This is a genomic window from Pseudomonas tensinigenes, assembly GCF_014268445.2.
GTDB classification, from domain to species: Bacteria; Pseudomonadota; Gammaproteobacteria; order Pseudomonadales; family Pseudomonadaceae; genus Aquipseudomonas; species Aquipseudomonas tensinigenes.
This window is the reverse complement of the sequence record NZ_CP077089.1, coordinates 5,875,028-5,891,200: the sequence shown is the minus strand read 5'-3', so window position 1 is coordinate 5,891,200 and position 16,173 is coordinate 5,875,028. Positions and strand designations below refer to the sequence as shown.

Genomic DNA, 16,173 nt, shown 5'->3' with positions numbered 1-16,173 from the left:
GGTCCGGCCTGCTCAAAAGGAAGGTGACTTATGCGAATAGACCGTTTAACCAGCAAATTACAGTTGGCCTTGTCCGACGCCCAGTCGTTGGCTGTCGGCCACGATCATCCGGCGATTGAGCCGGCGCACTTGATGCAAGCCATGCTTGAACAGCAGGGTGGTTCGATCAAACCTCTGCTGATGCAGGTGGGCTTCGACGTCAACAGCTTGCGCAAAGAGCTGACCAAAGAGCTCGACCAATTACCGAAAATCCAGAACCCGACCGGCGACGTCAACATGTCGCAGGATCTGGCGCGCCTGCTCAATCAGGCTGACCGTCTGGCCCAGCAGAAGGGCGACCAGTTCATTTCCAGCGAATTGGTGTTACTTGCGGCGATGGATGAGAACAGCAAGCTCGGCAAGTTGCTGCTCGGCCAGGGCGTGAGCAAGAAAGCCCTGGAAAACGCGATCAACAACCTGCGTGGCGGCGAAGCGGTAAACGACGCCAACCACGAAGAGTCGCGCCAGGCGCTGGATAAATACACCGTCGACCTGACCAAGCGCGCCGAAGACGGCAAGCTTGATCCGGTGATCGGCCGTGACGACGAAATCCGTCGCACCATTCAGGTTCTGCAACGCCGCACCAAGAACAACCCGGTGCTGATCGGTGAGCCTGGCGTGGGTAAAACCGCGATTGCCGAAGGTCTGGCCCAGCGCATCATCAACGGCGAAGTGCCGGACGGCCTTAAAGGCAAGCGTCTGCTCTCGCTCGATATGGGCGCGCTGATTGCCGGTGCCAAGTATCGCGGTGAGTTCGAAGAACGCCTGAAATCGCTGCTCAACGAGCTGTCGAAACAGGAAGGGCAGATCATTCTGTTTATCGACGAATTGCACACCATGGTCGGCGCCGGTAAAGGCGAAGGCTCGATGGATGCTGGCAACATGCTCAAACCGGCGCTGGCGCGCGGTGAGTTGCATTGCGTTGGCGCGACCACGCTCAACGAGTATCGCCAATATATAGAGAAGGACGCGGCGCTCGAGCGACGCTTCCAGAAAGTATTGGTGGATGAGCCGAGCGAAGAAGACACCATCGCCATCCTGCGCGGCCTTAAAGAGCGTTACGAGGTTCACCACAAGGTGGCGATCACCGACGGCGCGATCATTGCGGCAGCGAAGCTCAGTCATCGCTATATCACTGACCGGCAACTGCCGGACAAGGCCATCGACCTGATTGACGAGGCCGCCAGCCGCATCCGCATGGAAATCGACTCCAAGCCGGAAGTGCTCGATCGTCTCGAGCGTCGCCTGATTCAGTTGAAGGTGGAATCCCAGGCGCTGAAGAAGGAAAGCGACGAAGCGGCGATGAAACGTCTGGAAAAACTCCAGGAAGAAATCGTCCGTCTCGAGCGTGAGTACTCGGATCTGGAAGAAATCTGGAACTCGGAAAAAGCCGAGGTGCAGGGTTCTGCGCAGATTCAGCAGAAGATCGAACAGTCGCGTCAGGAGCTGGAAGCCGCACGCCGTAAAGGCGACCTCAATCGCATGGCCGAGTTGCAGTACGGGGTGATCCCGGATCTGGAGCGCAGCCTGCAAATGGTCGATCAGCACGGCAAGAGCGAAAACCAGCTGCTGCGCAGCAAGGTGACTGAAGAAGAGATCGCCGAAGTCGTATCGAAGTGGACCGGCATTCCGGTGTCGAAAATGCTCGAAGGCGAGCGCGACAAGCTGATGAAAATGGAAAGCCTGTTGCACAAACGCGTTATCGGTCAGGAAGAAGCCGTGGTCGCCGTGGCCAACGCGGTACGACGTTCGCGTGCCGGGTTGTCTGATCCGAATCGTCCGAGCGGCTCGTTCATGTTCCTCGGCCCGACCGGTGTCGGTAAAACCGAGCTGTGCAAGGCGCTGGCCGAATTCCTCTTTGATACTGAAGAGGCGATGGTGCGGATCGACATGTCCGAGTTCATGGAGAAACATTCCGTGGCTCGCCTGATCGGTGCGCCACCGGGATATGTCGGTTACGAAGAAGGCGGTTATCTGACCGAGGCTGTGCGTCGCAAGCCTTATTCGGTGATCCTGCTGGACGAAGTCGAGAAGGCGCACCCGGATGTGTTCAACATCTTGCTGCAAGTGCTCGAGGATGGTCGCCTGACCGACAGCCATGGCCGCACGGTGGACTTCCGCAATACCGTGATCGTCATGACCTCGAACCTCGGCTCTGTGCAGATTCAGGAGCTGGTCGGTGATCGCGAGGCTCAGCGTGCTGCAGTCATGGATGCGCTGACGTCGCACTTCCGTCCGGAGTTCATCAACCGGGTCGACGAGGTGGTGATCTTCGAGCCTTTGGCGCGGGATCAGATCGCGGGCATTACCGAGATCCAGTTGGGCCGTCTGCGCAGCCGTCTGGCCGAACGCGAGCTGAAGCTGGAACTCAGCCCGGAGGCGATGGACAAGTTGATCGCCGTTGGTTACGACCCGGTGTATGGCGCACGTCCTTTGAAACGGGCGATTCAGCGCTGGATCGAAAACCCGTTGGCACAGTTGATCCTCTCGGGTCACTTCATGCCAGGCGACACGGCGACCGGCAAGGTCGAGAACGACGAAATCGTTTTCAACTGAGTCCAAACGCCAATGAAAAAAGGAGGGCCCCACATTGTGGGGCCTTTTTTTTCGTTAGGCTGTTGAACTCAAAGGAAAAGGCTTGTAAAGTGCGCCCCGCAGTCAGTCGCCAAGACGGTCTCAGCTCACTGAGTTGGAATCTGAAATAAGTTGCAAATCATTAACTTGAAAGCAATTTAGGGGGTTGACAGAGGTGTTCTAGGTTGTAGAATAGCGCGCCTCAGACACACGAACGCAGCGATGCGAACGAGTGACTGGAAGCAGTAAGTTTCACCGTTGTAAATTGAAATATGTAGTTCCGTGATAGCTCAGTCGGTAGAGCAAATGACTGTTAATCATTGGGTCCCAGGTTCGAGTCCTGGTCACGGAGCCAATTTCAAACCGGGGTATAGCGCAGTCCGGTAGCGCGCCTGCTTTGGGAGCAGGATGTCAGGAGTTCGAATCCCCTTACCCCGACCATTTTTGGGTCGTTAGCTCAGTTGGTAGAGCAGTTGGCTTTTAACCAATTGGTCGTAGGTTCGAATCCCACACGACCCACCATTTTTGAAACCAGTTAGCGCTGGGATCGAATCTTAAGATCAGAGGCCAAAAGCGCTGATCGAAGAAGGCGATCTTTGAAAGGTCGCCTTTTTTTTACCGGGGTATAGCGCAGTCCGGTAGCGCGCCTGCTTTGGGAGCAGGATGTCAGGAGTTCGAATCCCCTTACCCCGACCATATTAAAAATCCTCGTATCGAAAGATACGGGGATTTTTTTTGTCCGACAAAAACTCATTTTCCCTTCAAGTCATCATACAACCTGCCGATAGCCCGCTAACAAGAGGGGACTGCCATGGCTTCGCCCCTTGAATCTGGCCAATACAAGAATAAGGGCGTTCGTCATGTTGCTTCGTCAGTTGAATATTGCTCCCCGGGCGGCCCTGGGGTTCGCCCTGATCGCGGTGTTGGTGGCCTTGCTCGGCGTTTTTGCGCTGGGGCAGATGTCGAGCATTCGCGACAGTGAAGTCGCGGTGGAAAATCAGTGGCTGCCGAGCATTCGTGGCGGCGACGAGATTCGTGAGATCATGCTGCGTATCCGCACCATCTCGTTGCGCATGGCGCTGGATCAGGACACGAACAATATCGCCACCTACCGCAGCCAGATGGACACCCGCGACAAAGAGCTGAGCGAGAAAATCGCCGCTTACGACAAACTGGTCAACACCCCGGAAGGCCAGCAGCTATACGACCAGTTCAAAAAGACCTTCGCCGCGTATCGCAGTGGCATCGCCCAATCCTTCGCCCTCGCTGAGCAAGGCAAGCGTGATGAGCTGACCAAATTGTTGCTGGTCGACATGAAAACCGTCGTCGATGGCTCCGGAAAGCAACTCAACGACCTGGCGGACCTGTTTGCCAAACAGGTCGCGGCTGAAAGTCAGAAGTCTGCTGCGCACTACGAAAACTCGCGCACGATCGTCAGCTTGTTCATTGCCTTGGCCGCGCTGGCCACGGTGGCACTGGCGATGATGCTCACGCGCAGTATCGTTCGCCCGCTGAGCAGTGCCGTGAGCGCCGCAGAAAGTGTCGCGCAGGGTGATCTGACCCGGCCGATCGAGACCCATGGCAACGATGAAGTCAGTCGCTTGCTCAAGGCTCTGGCGACCATGCAGCAGAACCTGCGTGAGACGCTGCAAGGCATCAGCGGTTCGGCCACGCAACTCGCGACCGCTGCTGATGAACTCAATGCAGTGACACTCGACAGCACCCAGGGGCTGCAGCAGCAGAACAACGAAATCGAACAAGCTGCGACTGCGGTCAATCAGATGACGGCCGCAGTGGAAGAGGTCGCACGCAATGCGGTGTCGACGTCTGACGCGACCCGTCAATCCAGCGAGTCGGCGCATCTGGGCCAGGTGCGGGTCAGTGAGACCGCCACGGCCATCAACGCCTTGGCCAGTGACGTGCAACAGACCGGTGAGTTGGTGCAATCACTGGCCAATCAATCGCAGGACATCGGAAAAGTGCTGGACGTGATTCGGGCGATTGCCGAGCAGACCAACCTGCTGGCGCTCAACGCAGCGATTGAAGCGGCGCGGGCCGGTGAGAGCGGCCGAGGTTTTGCCGTGGTCGCTGATGAAGTGCGGGCGCTGGCTTATCGCACGCAGCAATCGACTCAGGAGATCGAGCAGATGGTTCAGGGCATGCGCAGCGGTTCGAGCCTGGCGCTGGATTCGATGCAGGCCAGTACCGCGCGTGCCACGACCACCCTGGCGTTGGCTGAGCGTGCCGGTGAGGCGCTGCAAACCATTACCGCGTCGGTGCATGAGATCCATGAGCGCAATCTGGTGATCGCCAGCGCTGCGGAAGAACAGGCGCAAGTCGCCCGCGAAGTCGATCGCAATCTGGTGAACATTCGTGATTTGTCGGTACGTTCTGCCGCTGGCGCTAACCAGACCAGTGCCTCCAGCCATGAGTTGTCGCAACTGGCCAACGCCTTGCAGGGCATGGTGCGGCGCTTCCAGTTGTAAAACGGCAGACATGAAAAAGCCGCGTTTCTCTCAGGAGAAGCGCGGCTTTGTTTTTTCCGCTGATCAGGCGCCGTCTTGGTCTTTCAGGTGCTCGAACAGGCCTTTCGGCATCTTCTTGCCGTTGGCTTCAAAGTTGGCCTTCACGTTGTTGTATGCCTCCTGCTCGTCGATGAAGCCGTCATGGTTGGTGTCGATCTTGTCGAAGTCGGACTTCGGCGCGACTTTGAGGAATTCGGCGCGGGAAACCTTGCCGTCACCATCGCTGTCAGTCTTGGCCATCGAAGCATCGCCACATTTGCCTTCACCGCATTTGCCTTCCGGCGCTTTCACCGAGGTTTCCGCCGAGGCGACCATGTACCCCTGCGCCAGTGGTTGAGCGGCAAACACCGAACCGGACAACATCAGACCGCCAGCCAGTGCGGCGCCGATCAGGCCAATGGATTTTTTACCGAGGGTCGAAGTACGGGACATTTACATTCTCCTGGGCTGCACAACGCAACCACACGTTAAAGACGCAAGCCTGAGCGGTGTTGCTCGGGTTTGGCCATTAGGCGGTGGGGGTGTATCGCGACTGTGTCGCCAGGCGGGGGAGTTTGTAAGCGAAGGTGGGGAAAACGAGGGGGGATACAGTACGAAACAGATCTTTCGATCAACACAAAACAATGTGGGAGCGAGCCTGCTCGCGAAGAGGTTGTCTCAGTCGACATTTTTGTCGTTTGACACACCGCATTCGCGAGCAGGCTCGCTCCCACAGGTTTTTAGTGCAGCTTCAGGCGCGGCTCGGTGCCACGGCCAATCTTGCTGCCCAGCATCAACATCGCCGTGCGGAACGGCCCATACAGCGCCATTTGGTGCATGCGATACAGCGACACGTAAAACATCCGCGCCAGCCAGCCTTCGAGCATCACGCTGCCGGTCAGGTTGCCCATCAAGTTACCCACCGCCGAAAAACGCGACAGCGAGATCAGCGAGCCGTAGTCGGTGTACTTGTACTCCGGCAGGGTCTTGCCTTCGATGCGCAATTTCAGCGACTTGGCCAGCAGCGAGGCCTGTTGGTGCGCGGCTTGCGCCCGTGGCGGCACGTTGCGATCGGTGCCCGGTTGCGGGCATGCGGCGCAGTCGCCGAAGGCGAAGATGTTCTCGTCGCGGGTGGTTTGCAGCGTCGGCAACACTTGCAGCTGATTGATGCGGTTGGTTTCCAGGCCGTCGATGTCCTTGAGGAAACCCGGTGCGCGAATACCGGCGGCCCAGACTTTCAGGCTGGCCTTGATCTCATTGCCATCGGCGGTGATCAGGCTATCGGCGGTCACTTCGCTGACCGAAGCGTTGGTCATGACATTGACCCCGAGCTTTTCCAGGGTCTTGTGCACGGGTCCGCTGATGCGCTCCGGCAGGGCAGGCAACACCCGTGGCCCGGCTTCGATCAGGGTGATGTGCATGTTTTCCGGTTTGATCCGGTCCAGACCATAAGCCGCCAGTTCATGGGCGGCGTTGTGCAATTCTGCCGCCAGTTCAACACCCGTCGCGCCAGCGCCGACGATCGCTACGCTGATCTGCTCGATCACATCGGTTTGCCCGGCGTGTGCACGCAGATAGTGATTCAACAGTTGCTGGTGAAAGCGCTCGGCTTGCTTGCGGGTGTCGAGGAACAGGCAGTGCTGCGCCGCGCCCTGAGTGCCGAAATCATTGGTGGTGCTGCCGACGCTGATCACCAGCGAGTCGTACTGCACTTCCCGCGCCGGCACCAGTTCTACGCCGTTTTCGTCGTAGGTCGCCGCCAGTTGAATTTTCTTCTGCGCACGATCAAGCCCGCTCATGCGCCCCAGCTGGAACTCGAAGTGGTTCCATTTTGCCTGGGCAACATAGTTGAGTTCGTCTTCGGAGGAGTTCAGCGATCCGGCAGCCACTTCGTGCAACAGCGGTTTCCAGATGTGCGTCAGGTTGGCGTCGACCAGCATCACACTGGCCGTGCCGCGCTTGCCCAGAGTCTTACCCAGACGGGTAGCCAACTCCAGACCGCCGGCGCCGCCGCCGACAATAACAATACGATGGGACATGGGGATAACTCGCAAGGTTTTTAAAGGAAATCGGTGCGGTTACCCAAGCGAGCGCGAGGCAGCTCATAGCGTCAGGTAACTGATAAATCGGCTCAACAGGCCCAGACCAATGGTCACTGCCAGCACCAGCACCAGGAGCATCCACGGCCGGAAAGGCCGGCGCTCGACTCGGTGTTGGGACAGTTGCAGGTACTCTTCGACATGTTTCTGGTCTTCGGGGTTCAGGCGGCTGGTCATATTTGCCTCGTCAGGTAGACGTTGCTGAATGGACAGAAGCTACAGCGGTTTTTATCCGGGGTTGAAAGCAGCATAGCCGCTGTCCGGAACCGGCTCGACGCTTACACGGTCTTCGAGGCGAATGATCCCGCTTTGTAACACCCGCGCGGTAATTCCGCCATGCCCGCGCACCGCTTGAAAGGTGCCGGGGCCGAGGTTGTTCTGCAGCCGTGCGCAGGGCTGACACCAGCCCGTGGTTTCGAATATTGCCTGACCGATTCGAAAGCGCCGACCCTTGAGGCTAAACAAATTGATACCGCTGATAACGAGATTGCGCCGCAGATCTTCAGGTCTGACCGGTTGATCGTGCGGTCGGCCCATCAATGCGCTGATTACCGCGAGGTGTTCCCACTGGATCAGGGTCACCTGCCGCGCGTTACGCACACCGGGACGGGCGTGATCGCCGGTCAGTCCAGCTTCAAGTCGAGCTTCCACGGCATCGAGTTCGATCATCGGCCCACGGGATTCCGGACGCACGCCGATCCAGCGCACACACCCAGTCTGTGGCACATCGGCAATCAATTGCTGCAGCGGCGTCACAGGCTGATCCCGACATCGAAGACGATACTGCGACCGAGGTTGCTGCGCAGGAAGTCCGGTGCGTCCGGGTGGGCGAACAGCACACGGGCGAAGGTCGGGCCGACGAGGGACAGCGAGCGCCAGCCTTGGCGCAGATATTCAGTGGGCGGGGGGAAATGGCTGTTCAGATCCAGCACCTCACGTTTAAGACTGGCGAAGGCGATGATGTCCAGTTCGCCCAGATCCATACCGCGCTCCTTGTAGTTGTGCGCCTTCTTGCGCAAGGTCGGTGCCAGTCGCAGCAGGAATTCATTGGCCGGAATGCGCTTGGGCTTGGCCTCACGGCGCACCAGTTGGCTGAGAGAAAAGGCGCTGCGTCGTCGCTGCAGTTCATCGCGCCATTCGTCGTTGAGTCGGCGCCCCTCGTCGAGCACGAAGAACACCTCGAAATTGGCATCGCGAAACAGCACATCCGGCGGTTCGCCGGCCGGCGCGAATTCGTCCGCGCGGTAGGGAATATTCAAGCCTTGCAGCAGGCGCTGGCAGACCCAACGCTCACGCTCCCATTTGCGGGCATTGGACAGAAAGGCGTTGGCTTGCTCGGCCGCGATGGTCAGCAGGCGTAAATAATCTGAGTCATCCATAAGCCCAAGCTTAGCGTTCAAATGCGACAAGCTGAAAGCGTTACGCGGCAAAGTGCATCAGTGGGCAGTCGAGAAGGGCGGTGTAGACTCATGGCAATCGACTATTTACGCCAAACCGTGAGGACTCATCGTGAAATTTCGCTGGCTGCTGCTGTTTGCTGTTTTTCCGCTGTTTGCCCATGCACTCGAAATCGGCGAGCGTCTTGCTCCCTGGACGTTGCTTGATCAGTACGAGCAGCCCTTCACCCTCGACGACAGCACTACAACGTTGCTGGTGGCGCGGGGTATGGACGGCGCCAAGCTGATCAAAGAAGCGTTGAAGGATCAGCCCAAGGGCTATCTGGAGGCGCGCCACGCGGTATTCGTTGCCGATATCCAGCGCATGCCAGCGCTGATTGCCAGGATGTTTGCCGTACCGGCCATGCGCGACTACCACTACCGGGTCATGCTTGATCGAGAAGGCCGGGTCGCGTCGCGCTATCCCGGCGCAGAAGGCCAGGTGTTGTGGTTGCAATTGAAGGACGGTCGATTGCTCTCGCAACGTGAGTACGCCAACGCGAGCGAACTGCGCGAGGCACTGGAGAAGGCGCGCCCATGATCGGCGTCGAGGTGCTGGCGACTGAAAGTCTGCTGCTGGGCTGGCTGATTTATCTGCCGGTGCTGCTTTGGGCGATCGTACGGGCGCCGTGGGTCGAGTTGTTCAGCGACAGTCGGCGTCAGCATCTGCTGTTCGGCACCGTGTTTGCGTTGTTTCTGCTGTGGTTGATGCGCAGGGATTTCGATACCGGTGTGTCCTATCACTTCCTCGGCATGACGGCGGTAACGCTGTTGCTGGACTGGCCGCTGGCGATCGTCGGCGGGCTGGTGGCGCAAATCGGCCTGGTGTTGCTCGGGCGTCAGGATCTCGCGGCGATGGGGGTCAATGGTGCTTTGTTCATTTTGCTGCCGGTGCTGGTCACCGAGTGCGTGGCAATCCTCGTCGAGCGCGCACAGCCGCGTAATCCGTTCGTGTACATCTTCTGTTCCGGATTCTTTGCCGCCGCGTTGTCGGCCTTGTTGTGCCTGATCCTCAGTCTGACGCTGCTGTGGTACGACGGCCTATTCGCCATGCCGGAATGGCTGGAAGACTTCATCGGTTACGTGTGGCTGATCATTTTCCCCGAAGCGTTCATCAACGGCATGATCATCAGTGCGCTGGTGGTATTCAGCCCGGAATGGCTGGAGACCTTCAACCGCACGCGCTACCTTTCGGCGCCGTGGAAGGACGACGATCCGAAGTCTTGATCCACATCAAACCCGCCACGCGCGGGAAATTTCATGCTCGCGCAAATCCTTTCAGGAGCAGCGGCATGAGCGTTTACGAGTGGGCAAGGCAGGAAACCCGGCAGAGTCTGGACATGGCGCAGGAGGTGGGCTTTGACCCGGGGTTGAGTTTGCGTGCCTTGCTCAGTGCGGTGGTGCAGCAGAGCAAGGCTGTGCGCAACGCCGAAGACCTGGCCGACGAGTTGCGTTTTCTCGCGGAAAATCTCGACGACGAACAGGACTACGGCTTTATGCGGCCCTGATCGGGATCAGTGGCGCGGATCGAAATCGCCGGAAAACAGTTCGTCCTCGGCATCCGGTGCGACCGGAATCTTGTGTTCTTCCGACGCCCAGGCGCCGAGGTCGATCAGTTTGCAGCGATCGGAGCAGAACGGACGGAATTTGTTCTCGGGGGTAAATTCCACGGGGGCGCCGCAGGTTGGGCATTCTACGGTTGGGATCTGGCTCATGCTTGGCCTCCGGATAAAGTCAGGTAAAAGTGATGCAGACGCTCGACTTCGCTGTGCAACCAGGCGAGGTCGCGGTCATTGACCACCACGTCGTCGGCACGGCTCGCACGGTCTTCGCGGCTCGACTGAGCCTTGAGGATCGCCTGAACCTGCTGCTCGCTGGTCTGGTCACGCTGCAAGGTGCGTTCGATCTGTAATTGTTGCGGGGCGTCGATCACCAGGATGCGCTGGGTCATCGCGTATTGCCCGGATTCGATCAACAGCGGCGAAACCAGAATCGCGTAAGGTGATTTTGCCAGCGCCAGATGATGAGCGATTTCTTCGGCGATCAACGGATGCAGCAGGGCTTCGAGCCAGCGCCGTTGCTCCGGTACTTCGAAGATCAGTTTGCGCAGGGCGGCGCGGTCCAGTGTGCCATCGGCCTGCAATACGCCGGGGCCGAAGTGCTCGGCAATCTTTGCCAGGGCGGGACGGCCCGGTTCAACCACCCAGCGCGCCGCATGATCGGCATCCACCACGTGGACACCCAGATCAATGAAGTGCTGGGCCGCCGCGCTTTTGCCGCTGCCGATGCCGCCGGTGAGGCCGAGAATCCAGGGTTTTTCCACAGGGGTATTCATTTCAAACCGACAAACTGCCAATAGAAGTCGGTTATTTGACCACCCCAGAGCAAGGCAATCCAGCCGGCAATTGCCAGATAGGGGCCGAAGGGGATCGGCGTGGATGCTTTCTCATTGCGCAAGCGCAGTAAAACCACCCCGATAATGGCGCCCACCAGCGATGACAGCAGGATGGTCAGCGGTAGAATCTGCCAGCCGCCCCACGCGCCGAGCAGCGCCAGCAACTTGAAATCACCGTGACCGATGCCGTCCTTGCCGGTCAGCAGTTTGAATAGCCAGAACACCGACCACAGCGTCAGGTAACCGGCCACTGCGCCCCACAGCGCATCGTGCAACGGCACGAACAGGCCGAAGCTGTTGACGATCAACCCCAGCCACAGCAGCGGCAGCACCAGCACATCGGGCAACAGTTGATGCTCGGTGTCGATCAGACTCATCGCCAGCAAACCCCAGGTGAGGAAGATGAGCAGGCACGCCGGCCAACCGAAACCGAAGTGCCAGGCGATGAAGGCCGAGAGCAACCCACAGGCCAGTTCGGTTAGCGGATAACGTTTGCTGATCGGCGCTGCGCACGCCGAACAGCGCCCGCGCAGCCACAGATAACTGAGCAGGGGAATGTTTTCCCACGGGCGGATCCGATGGGCGCAATGTGGGCATTCGGAGTGCGGCAGCATCAAATTGTAGGTGGGCTGAGGCGTCTCGCCGGGCAAACCGAGCACGTCGTGGGCCTGCTGGCGCCAGTCGCGTTCGAGCATTTTCGGCAGACGCCAGATCAGCACGTTGAGAAAGCTGCCGACCACCAGACCGAGCAGCAGGGCGGTGAAGACAAAGGCCAGTGGATACAGGGCAAACAGTTCGTCGATAGGCATGTCAGATCGCTGAGCCGAGTTGGAAAATCGGCAGGTACATGGCTACGACCAGACCGCCGACGATCACCCCCAGCACCACCATGATGAATGGCTCCATAAGGCTGGTGAGGTTGTCGACCATGTTATCCACTTCTTCCTCGTAAAAGCCTGCAACCTTGTCGAGCATTTCATCCAGCGCACCCGATTCCTCGCCGATAGCGGTCATCTGCACGGCCATGTTGGGAAAGACTCCGGTGCTGCGCATCGAAAAGTTCAGCTGCATGCCGGTGGAGACGTCCTGACGAATCCGCAGCACGGCGCGCTTGAACACCACGTTGCCGGTGGCGCCGGCCACCGAGTCGAGCGCTTCCACCAATGGCACACCAGCAGCAAATGTAGTGGAAAGGGTTCGGGCGAAACGGGCGACCGCAGATTTGTACATCAGGGTGCCCACCAATGGCAGCTTCAACAGCCAGGTGTCCTTGCGATCACGTAACGCCTGAGAGGTTTTCAACGCATGGCGGGTGCCGAAAATCGCCGCGACCAGCGCGCCGAGAATCGCCCACCACCATTGCTGCATGAACTCCGAAAGGCTGATCACCATCAGGGTGAAGGCCGGTAATTCGGCGCCGAAACCCGAGAACACCGACTGAAACTGCGGCACCACTTTTACCAGCAGGATCCCGGTCACCACTGCCGCCACCAGCACCACGGCGGCGGGATAGGTCATGGCTTTCTTGATTTTGGCCTTGAGGGCCTCGCTCTTTTCCTTATACGTCGCAACACGTTCCAGCAAGGTATCAAGGGCGCCGGACTGCTCACCAGCATCGACAAGGTTGCAATACAACTCGTCGAAGTACTGCGGCTTTTTGCGCAGGGCGTTGGCAAAGCTGTTACCGGCGGCGACTTCCTGTTTTACCTCGTCCACCAGCTTGCGCATGGCCGGGTTTTCAAAGCCTTCGCCGATGATGTCGAACGACTGCAGCAGCGGCACACCAGCCTTCATCATGGTCGCCATCTGCCGGGTGAACAGAGCGATGTCCTGGGCCTTGATGCGTTTGCCGAAACTCAACAACGACGCGGATTTTTTGCGTACCTTGCCGGGATTGATCCCCTGTTTACGCAGTTGTGCCTTGATCAGCGCCGGGTTTTGTCCGCTCAGCTCACCGGTGACTTTGCTGCCTTTCCTGTCCGTACCTTCCCAGGCGTAGATACTGATTTTCGCTGCCTTGACCGCCATGTTCAGTCCTTGGTGACCCGATTGATTTCTTCAAGGCTGGTGATGCCTTGCATGGCCTTGTGCAACCCAGATGTGCGCAGATCGTCGAAGCCGTCGCGGCGCATTTGAATGTCGATTTCCAGCGAGTTGCCTTCGGCCATGATCAAGCGTTGCAACTCCGGTGTGTTTTTCACCACTTCATAAATCCCCACGCGTCCCTTGTAACCGCCGTTGCAGTGATCGCAACCGACCGGCTCGTAGATCGTGAAATGGCCGATGCGTTCCTCGGGGAAACCTTCCTTGATCAAGGTTTCGCGTGGGATCTCGATGGGCTTCTTGCAGTGGCTGCACAGTTTTCGCGCCAGGCGTTGAGCGATGATCAGGCTGACCGAGGTGGCGATGTTGAAGCCGGGGATGCCCATGTTGTGCAGACGGGTCAGGGTTTCCGCAGCGCTGTTGGTGTGCAGGGTCGAGAGCACCAGGTGGCCGGTCTGCGCAGCCTTGATCGCGATCTCGGCGGTTTCCAGATCGCGGATCTCGCCAACCATGATCACGTCCGGGTCCTGGCGCAGAAACGAGCGCAGCGCTTGGGCAAAATCGAGGCCCTGTTTGGGGTTGACGTTGACTTGGTTGATGCCTTCCATATTGATCTCCACCGGGTCCTCGGCGGTGGAGATATTGATGTCGACGGTGTTGAGGATATTCAGGCCGGTGTACAGCGACACGGTTTTCCCCGAGCCGGTGGGGCCAGTGACCAGAATCATGCCTTGGGGCTGCTTGAGCGCGGCCATGTACAGTTCTTTCTGCGCGGGTTCGTAACCAAGCGCGTCGATGCCGATCTGTGCGCTGGAAGGGTCGAGAATCCGGATCACCACTTTTTCCCCCCACAGCGTCGGCAGAGTGTTGACCCGGAAATCGATCGACTTGCTCTTCGACAGGCGCATCTTGATCCGCCCGTCTTGCGGCTTGCGCCGTTCCGAGATATCGAGACTGGCCATGACTTTCAAACGTGCGGCGATCCGCCCGGCCAGTTGAATCGGCGGTTTGGCCACCTCGCGCAGGATGCCGTCGGTGCGCACTCGTACCCGGTAGTTCTTCTCGTAGGGCTCGAAGTGCAAATCAGAAGAACCGCTTTTGATCGCGTCGAGCAACATCTTGTGAACAAAACGCACCACTGGCGCATCGTCGGCGTCGAGTCCGCCAATCGTGTCTTGCTTGCTGTCGTCGATGGCTTCGACATCGAGGCCGTCGAGATCGACATCGGCCATGTCTTCCAGGCCACTGGTGTGGGTGTCGAAAAATTTTTCGATGGCGTCGGTGAGCTTGTCGTCCTCGACCAGAATGGCTTCGGTGCTCAGCCCCGTACTGAACTGAATGTCGTTGATTGCTTGATGATTGCTTGGGTCGGAAATGCCTACGAATAGCTTGTTGCCTCGCCGCCACAGGGGCAGAGCGTGATGCTGACGCACCAGTTTTTCGCTGACCAGTCCTTTGGGCTGGGTTTCCTTGTCGAGGCAATTTAGATCAAGGAACGCCATGCCGAAATGCTCGCTGGCGATCTCGGCGACCTGCCAGCTCTTGACCAGTTTGTTCTGCACCAGATAGCTGACCAGCGACAGGCGATTGCGCTGAGCCTGTTGCCAGGCTTGCTGGGCACTTTTTTCTGTCAGCAACTCGGCCTGTACCAGTTGCTTGGCCAGACCGCTCAGAGCGATGTCATTCATGGGGATTCCGCACGCTTGCAGTTCATGACTTATAGCCTAGTCAAGTGACAGCGCCAAACACGGCGGGTGCAGGTGACAAAAAGTGTCAGATAGTGCGGTTACGGGCTGTAGGAAATGGCGTTGTAGAGGGTTCGCGCCCAACGGGCGGGGCTTGGAGGCGTTGGCATGGCCTATGCTGCTTCCCTTGCAGATCATGAGATTTCGACTCATGCATGGAGCGTGTCTATGAAAAAACAACAAGGTTTTACTCTGATCGAACTGCTGATCGTGGTGGCGATCATCGGGATTCTGGCGACCATCGCCTTGCCGCAGTATTCCAAGTATCAGGCGCGGTCGAAGGTAACGGCGGGGCTGGCGGAGATCAGTGCGATGAAAGTGCCGTTCGAAGACACCATCAACCAAGGTACCGATCCGACGCTGACGCTGGTGGCCGGTAGTGCCACCGTCACAACGTCAAATTGCGCCGTGACCGCATCGGGCACCGCTTCGACCGGGGCCGGCACCATTGTCTGCACAATCAAGAACGCTCCTGGCCCTGTTCTGGACAAAACCATCACCTTGACCCGTTCATCGGGCACCGGTGCTGGCGTCTGGACTTGCGGCACCACGGTGGCACCGGACTATTCGCCAAAAGGCTGCACCGCCAGCGGTACATAAGTTGAATGTGTGGTGAACAGAATGCCCCGCAATGCGGGGCATTTTTCATTGCGCGGCACTTCACAAAAGCTTCAATAATTTCAGCGCCTTAGGAACTTTCCAAAAAACCGTAACTTGCATGTCGATAATTCGAAGGTCATGCAAATTGCATGATTTCGAAAATTTCTGTAATTCATAAGTTATTGATTTATAAAGAAAATATTGATTTTCAAAAGTTGGCACAGCGTTCGCAACTACCTTGGTAACCCTGCTGACAAGACAACCAGCAGACTTTCCAGAAAAACAGGAGTTACTCGTATGAAGAAGTTCGCTATCACTGCCGCTGCTGCTACCGCGCTGACCCTGACCATGGCTTCCGGTGCATTCGCACAATCCACTCAGGCTACCCAGGCTCCAATGACTCTGGCTGCCGGTGAAGTCACCCAGGCTAAAGAAGCTACTTCTGACACTTGGATCACCACCAAAGTCAAAGCTGACTTGGTCACCGAAAAAGGCATTCCAGGCACCGACATCAAAGTAGAAACCAACAAAGGTGTTGTATCGCTTTCGTCGACTGCTGCTGTAACTGAATCGCAGAAAGACGTTGCTGTTGCGATCGCCAAGAAAATCAAAGGCGTTAAAGCGGTCTCCGCTGACGGCCTGAAAGCCGAGTAAGGCATGACTTCTCGCCTGGACCGGGAGAAGACGCGACAGACGGGCCGAGCAATACGTCTGCCGCAACTTTAGAGTTCATGCGAA

At 58.0% G+C, this 16,173-nt stretch carries 17 protein-coding genes and 4 tRNA genes; 11 read left to right on the top strand and 10 right to left on the bottom strand.

The genetic code is table 11. The features are described 5' to 3' along the window. Positions 1-30 precede the first annotated feature (30 nt). The 6 genes from clpB to HU718_RS26100 all read left to right on the top strand — a co-directional run bounded on the left by clpB (position 31) and on the right by HU718_RS26100 (position 5,099). Complete coding sequence (gene clpB, locus HU718_RS26125) at positions 31-2,595, top strand: ATP-dependent chaperone ClpB (RefSeq protein WP_064118713.1); 2,565 nt, start codon at positions 31-33, stop codon at positions 2,593-2,595. Positions 2,596-2,892: 297 nt separating this feature from the next. Next, a tRNA-Asn gene (locus HU718_RS26120) sits at positions 2,893-2,968 on the top strand. 9 nt (positions 2,969-2,977) lie between these two features. Beyond that, positions 2,978-3,054: transfer RNA gene (locus HU718_RS26115), tRNA-Pro, on the top strand. Between the two features lie 5 nt (positions 3,055-3,059). Then, positions 3,060-3,135, top strand: a tRNA-Lys gene (locus HU718_RS26110). A gap of 97 nt (positions 3,136-3,232) precedes the next feature. Further along, positions 3,233-3,309: transfer RNA gene (locus tag HU718_RS26105), tRNA-Pro, on the top strand. 164 nt (positions 3,310-3,473) lie between these two features. Continuing rightward, positions 3,474-5,099, top strand: coding sequence for a methyl-accepting chemotaxis protein (locus HU718_RS26100; protein ID WP_102900518.1), 1,626 nt, complete (start codon positions 3,474-3,476; stop codon positions 5,097-5,099). 63 nt (positions 5,100-5,162) lie between these two features. Here HU718_RS26100 and HU718_RS26095 read toward each other — a convergent pair whose 3' ends face one another. The 5 genes from HU718_RS26095 to HU718_RS26075 form a co-directional block, all read right to left on the bottom strand. Continuing rightward, positions 5,163-5,570, bottom strand: coding sequence for an HvfA family oxazolone/thioamide-modified RiPP metallophore (locus tag HU718_RS26095; protein WP_016986236.1), 408 nt, complete (start codon positions 5,568-5,570; stop codon positions 5,163-5,165). A 287-nt stretch (positions 5,571-5,857) separates the two neighbouring features. Continuing rightward, positions 5,858-7,156, bottom strand: coding sequence for an NAD(P)/FAD-dependent oxidoreductase (locus HU718_RS26090; protein WP_095121769.1), 1,299 nt, complete (start codon positions 7,154-7,156; stop codon positions 5,858-5,860). Between the two features lie 63 nt (positions 7,157-7,219). Then, positions 7,220-7,393, bottom strand: coding sequence for a DUF3094 domain-containing protein (locus tag HU718_RS26085; RefSeq protein ID WP_007909875.1), 174 nt, complete (start codon positions 7,391-7,393; stop codon positions 7,220-7,222). A 51-nt stretch (positions 7,394-7,444) separates the two neighbouring features. Then, positions 7,445-7,972, bottom strand: a complete 528-nt coding sequence (locus HU718_RS26080) for an MOSC domain-containing protein (RefSeq protein WP_095121770.1) — start codon at positions 7,970-7,972, stop codon at positions 7,445-7,447. Next, positions 7,969-8,595, bottom strand: a complete 627-nt coding sequence (locus tag HU718_RS26075) for a DUF1780 domain-containing protein (protein WP_007909887.1) — start codon at positions 8,593-8,595, stop codon at positions 7,969-7,971. Before HU718_RS26075 ends, HU718_RS26080 begins: the two co-directional genes overlap by 4 nt. Before the next feature lie 130 nt (positions 8,596-8,725). Between HU718_RS26075 and HU718_RS26070 the strand changes: the two genes are divergently transcribed. From HU718_RS26070 to HU718_RS26060, 3 genes are all read left to right on the top strand, one after another. Then, entirely contained in the window at positions 8,726-9,193 is a 468-nt protein-coding gene (locus HU718_RS26070; protein WP_186613999.1) for an FAD/FMN-containing dehydrogenase, read from the top strand. Next, the gene (locus HU718_RS26065) at positions 9,190-9,879 is read left to right on the top strand and encodes an energy-coupling factor ABC transporter permease (RefSeq protein WP_095048686.1); all 690 of its coding nucleotides are present in this window, start codon (positions 9,190-9,192) and stop codon (positions 9,877-9,879) included. Before HU718_RS26070 ends, HU718_RS26065 begins: the two co-directional genes overlap by 4 nt. Before the next feature lie 65 nt (positions 9,880-9,944). Next, on the top strand, positions 9,945-10,160 hold the full coding sequence (locus HU718_RS26060; RefSeq protein WP_008078491.1) for a hypothetical protein: 216 nt from the start codon (positions 9,945-9,947) through the stop codon (positions 10,158-10,160). Between the two features lie 6 nt (positions 10,161-10,166). Here the strand turns inward: HU718_RS26060 and yacG are convergent, their stop codons facing one another. From yacG to pilB, 5 genes are read right to left on the bottom strand one after another with little or no spacing between them, the layout of a single operon-like run. Further along, on the bottom strand, positions 10,167-10,367 hold the full coding sequence (gene yacG, locus HU718_RS26055; protein WP_007959585.1) for a DNA gyrase inhibitor YacG: 201 nt from the start codon (positions 10,365-10,367) through the stop codon (positions 10,167-10,169). Further along, a complete protein-coding gene (gene coaE / locus HU718_RS26050; protein ID WP_186613997.1) occupies positions 10,364-10,987 on the bottom strand; it encodes a dephospho-CoA kinase in 624 nt (207 codons plus the stop codon). Before coaE ends, yacG begins: the two co-directional genes overlap by 4 nt. After that, on the bottom strand, positions 10,984-11,856 hold the full coding sequence (locus tag HU718_RS26045; RefSeq protein WP_186613995.1) for a prepilin peptidase: 873 nt from the start codon (positions 11,854-11,856) through the stop codon (positions 10,984-10,986). Before HU718_RS26045 ends, coaE begins: the two co-directional genes overlap by 4 nt. 1 nt (position 11,857) lies before the next feature. Continuing rightward, a complete protein-coding gene (locus tag HU718_RS26040) occupies positions 11,858-13,075 on the bottom strand; it encodes a type II secretion system F family protein (RefSeq protein ID WP_102900514.1) in 1,218 nt (405 codons plus the stop codon). A gap of 2 nt (positions 13,076-13,077) precedes the next feature. After that, entirely contained in the window at positions 13,078-14,778 is a 1,701-nt protein-coding gene (gene pilB / locus HU718_RS26035; protein WP_102900513.1) for a type IV-A pilus assembly ATPase PilB, read from the bottom strand. A 225-nt stretch (positions 14,779-15,003) separates the two neighbouring features. On the opposite strand from pilB, the gene HU718_RS26030 reads away from it, so the two are divergent. Both HU718_RS26030 and HU718_RS26025 read left to right on the top strand, forming a co-directional pair. Further along, the gene (locus HU718_RS26030) at positions 15,004-15,435 is read left to right on the top strand and encodes a pilin (protein ID WP_007909907.1); all 432 of its coding nucleotides are present in this window, start codon (positions 15,004-15,006) and stop codon (positions 15,433-15,435) included. Positions 15,436-15,732: 297 nt separating this feature from the next. Then, on the top strand, positions 15,733-16,089 hold the full coding sequence (locus HU718_RS26025) for a BON domain-containing protein (protein WP_095189297.1): 357 nt from the start codon (positions 15,733-15,735) through the stop codon (positions 16,087-16,089). Positions 16,090-16,173: the final 84 nt, after the last annotated feature.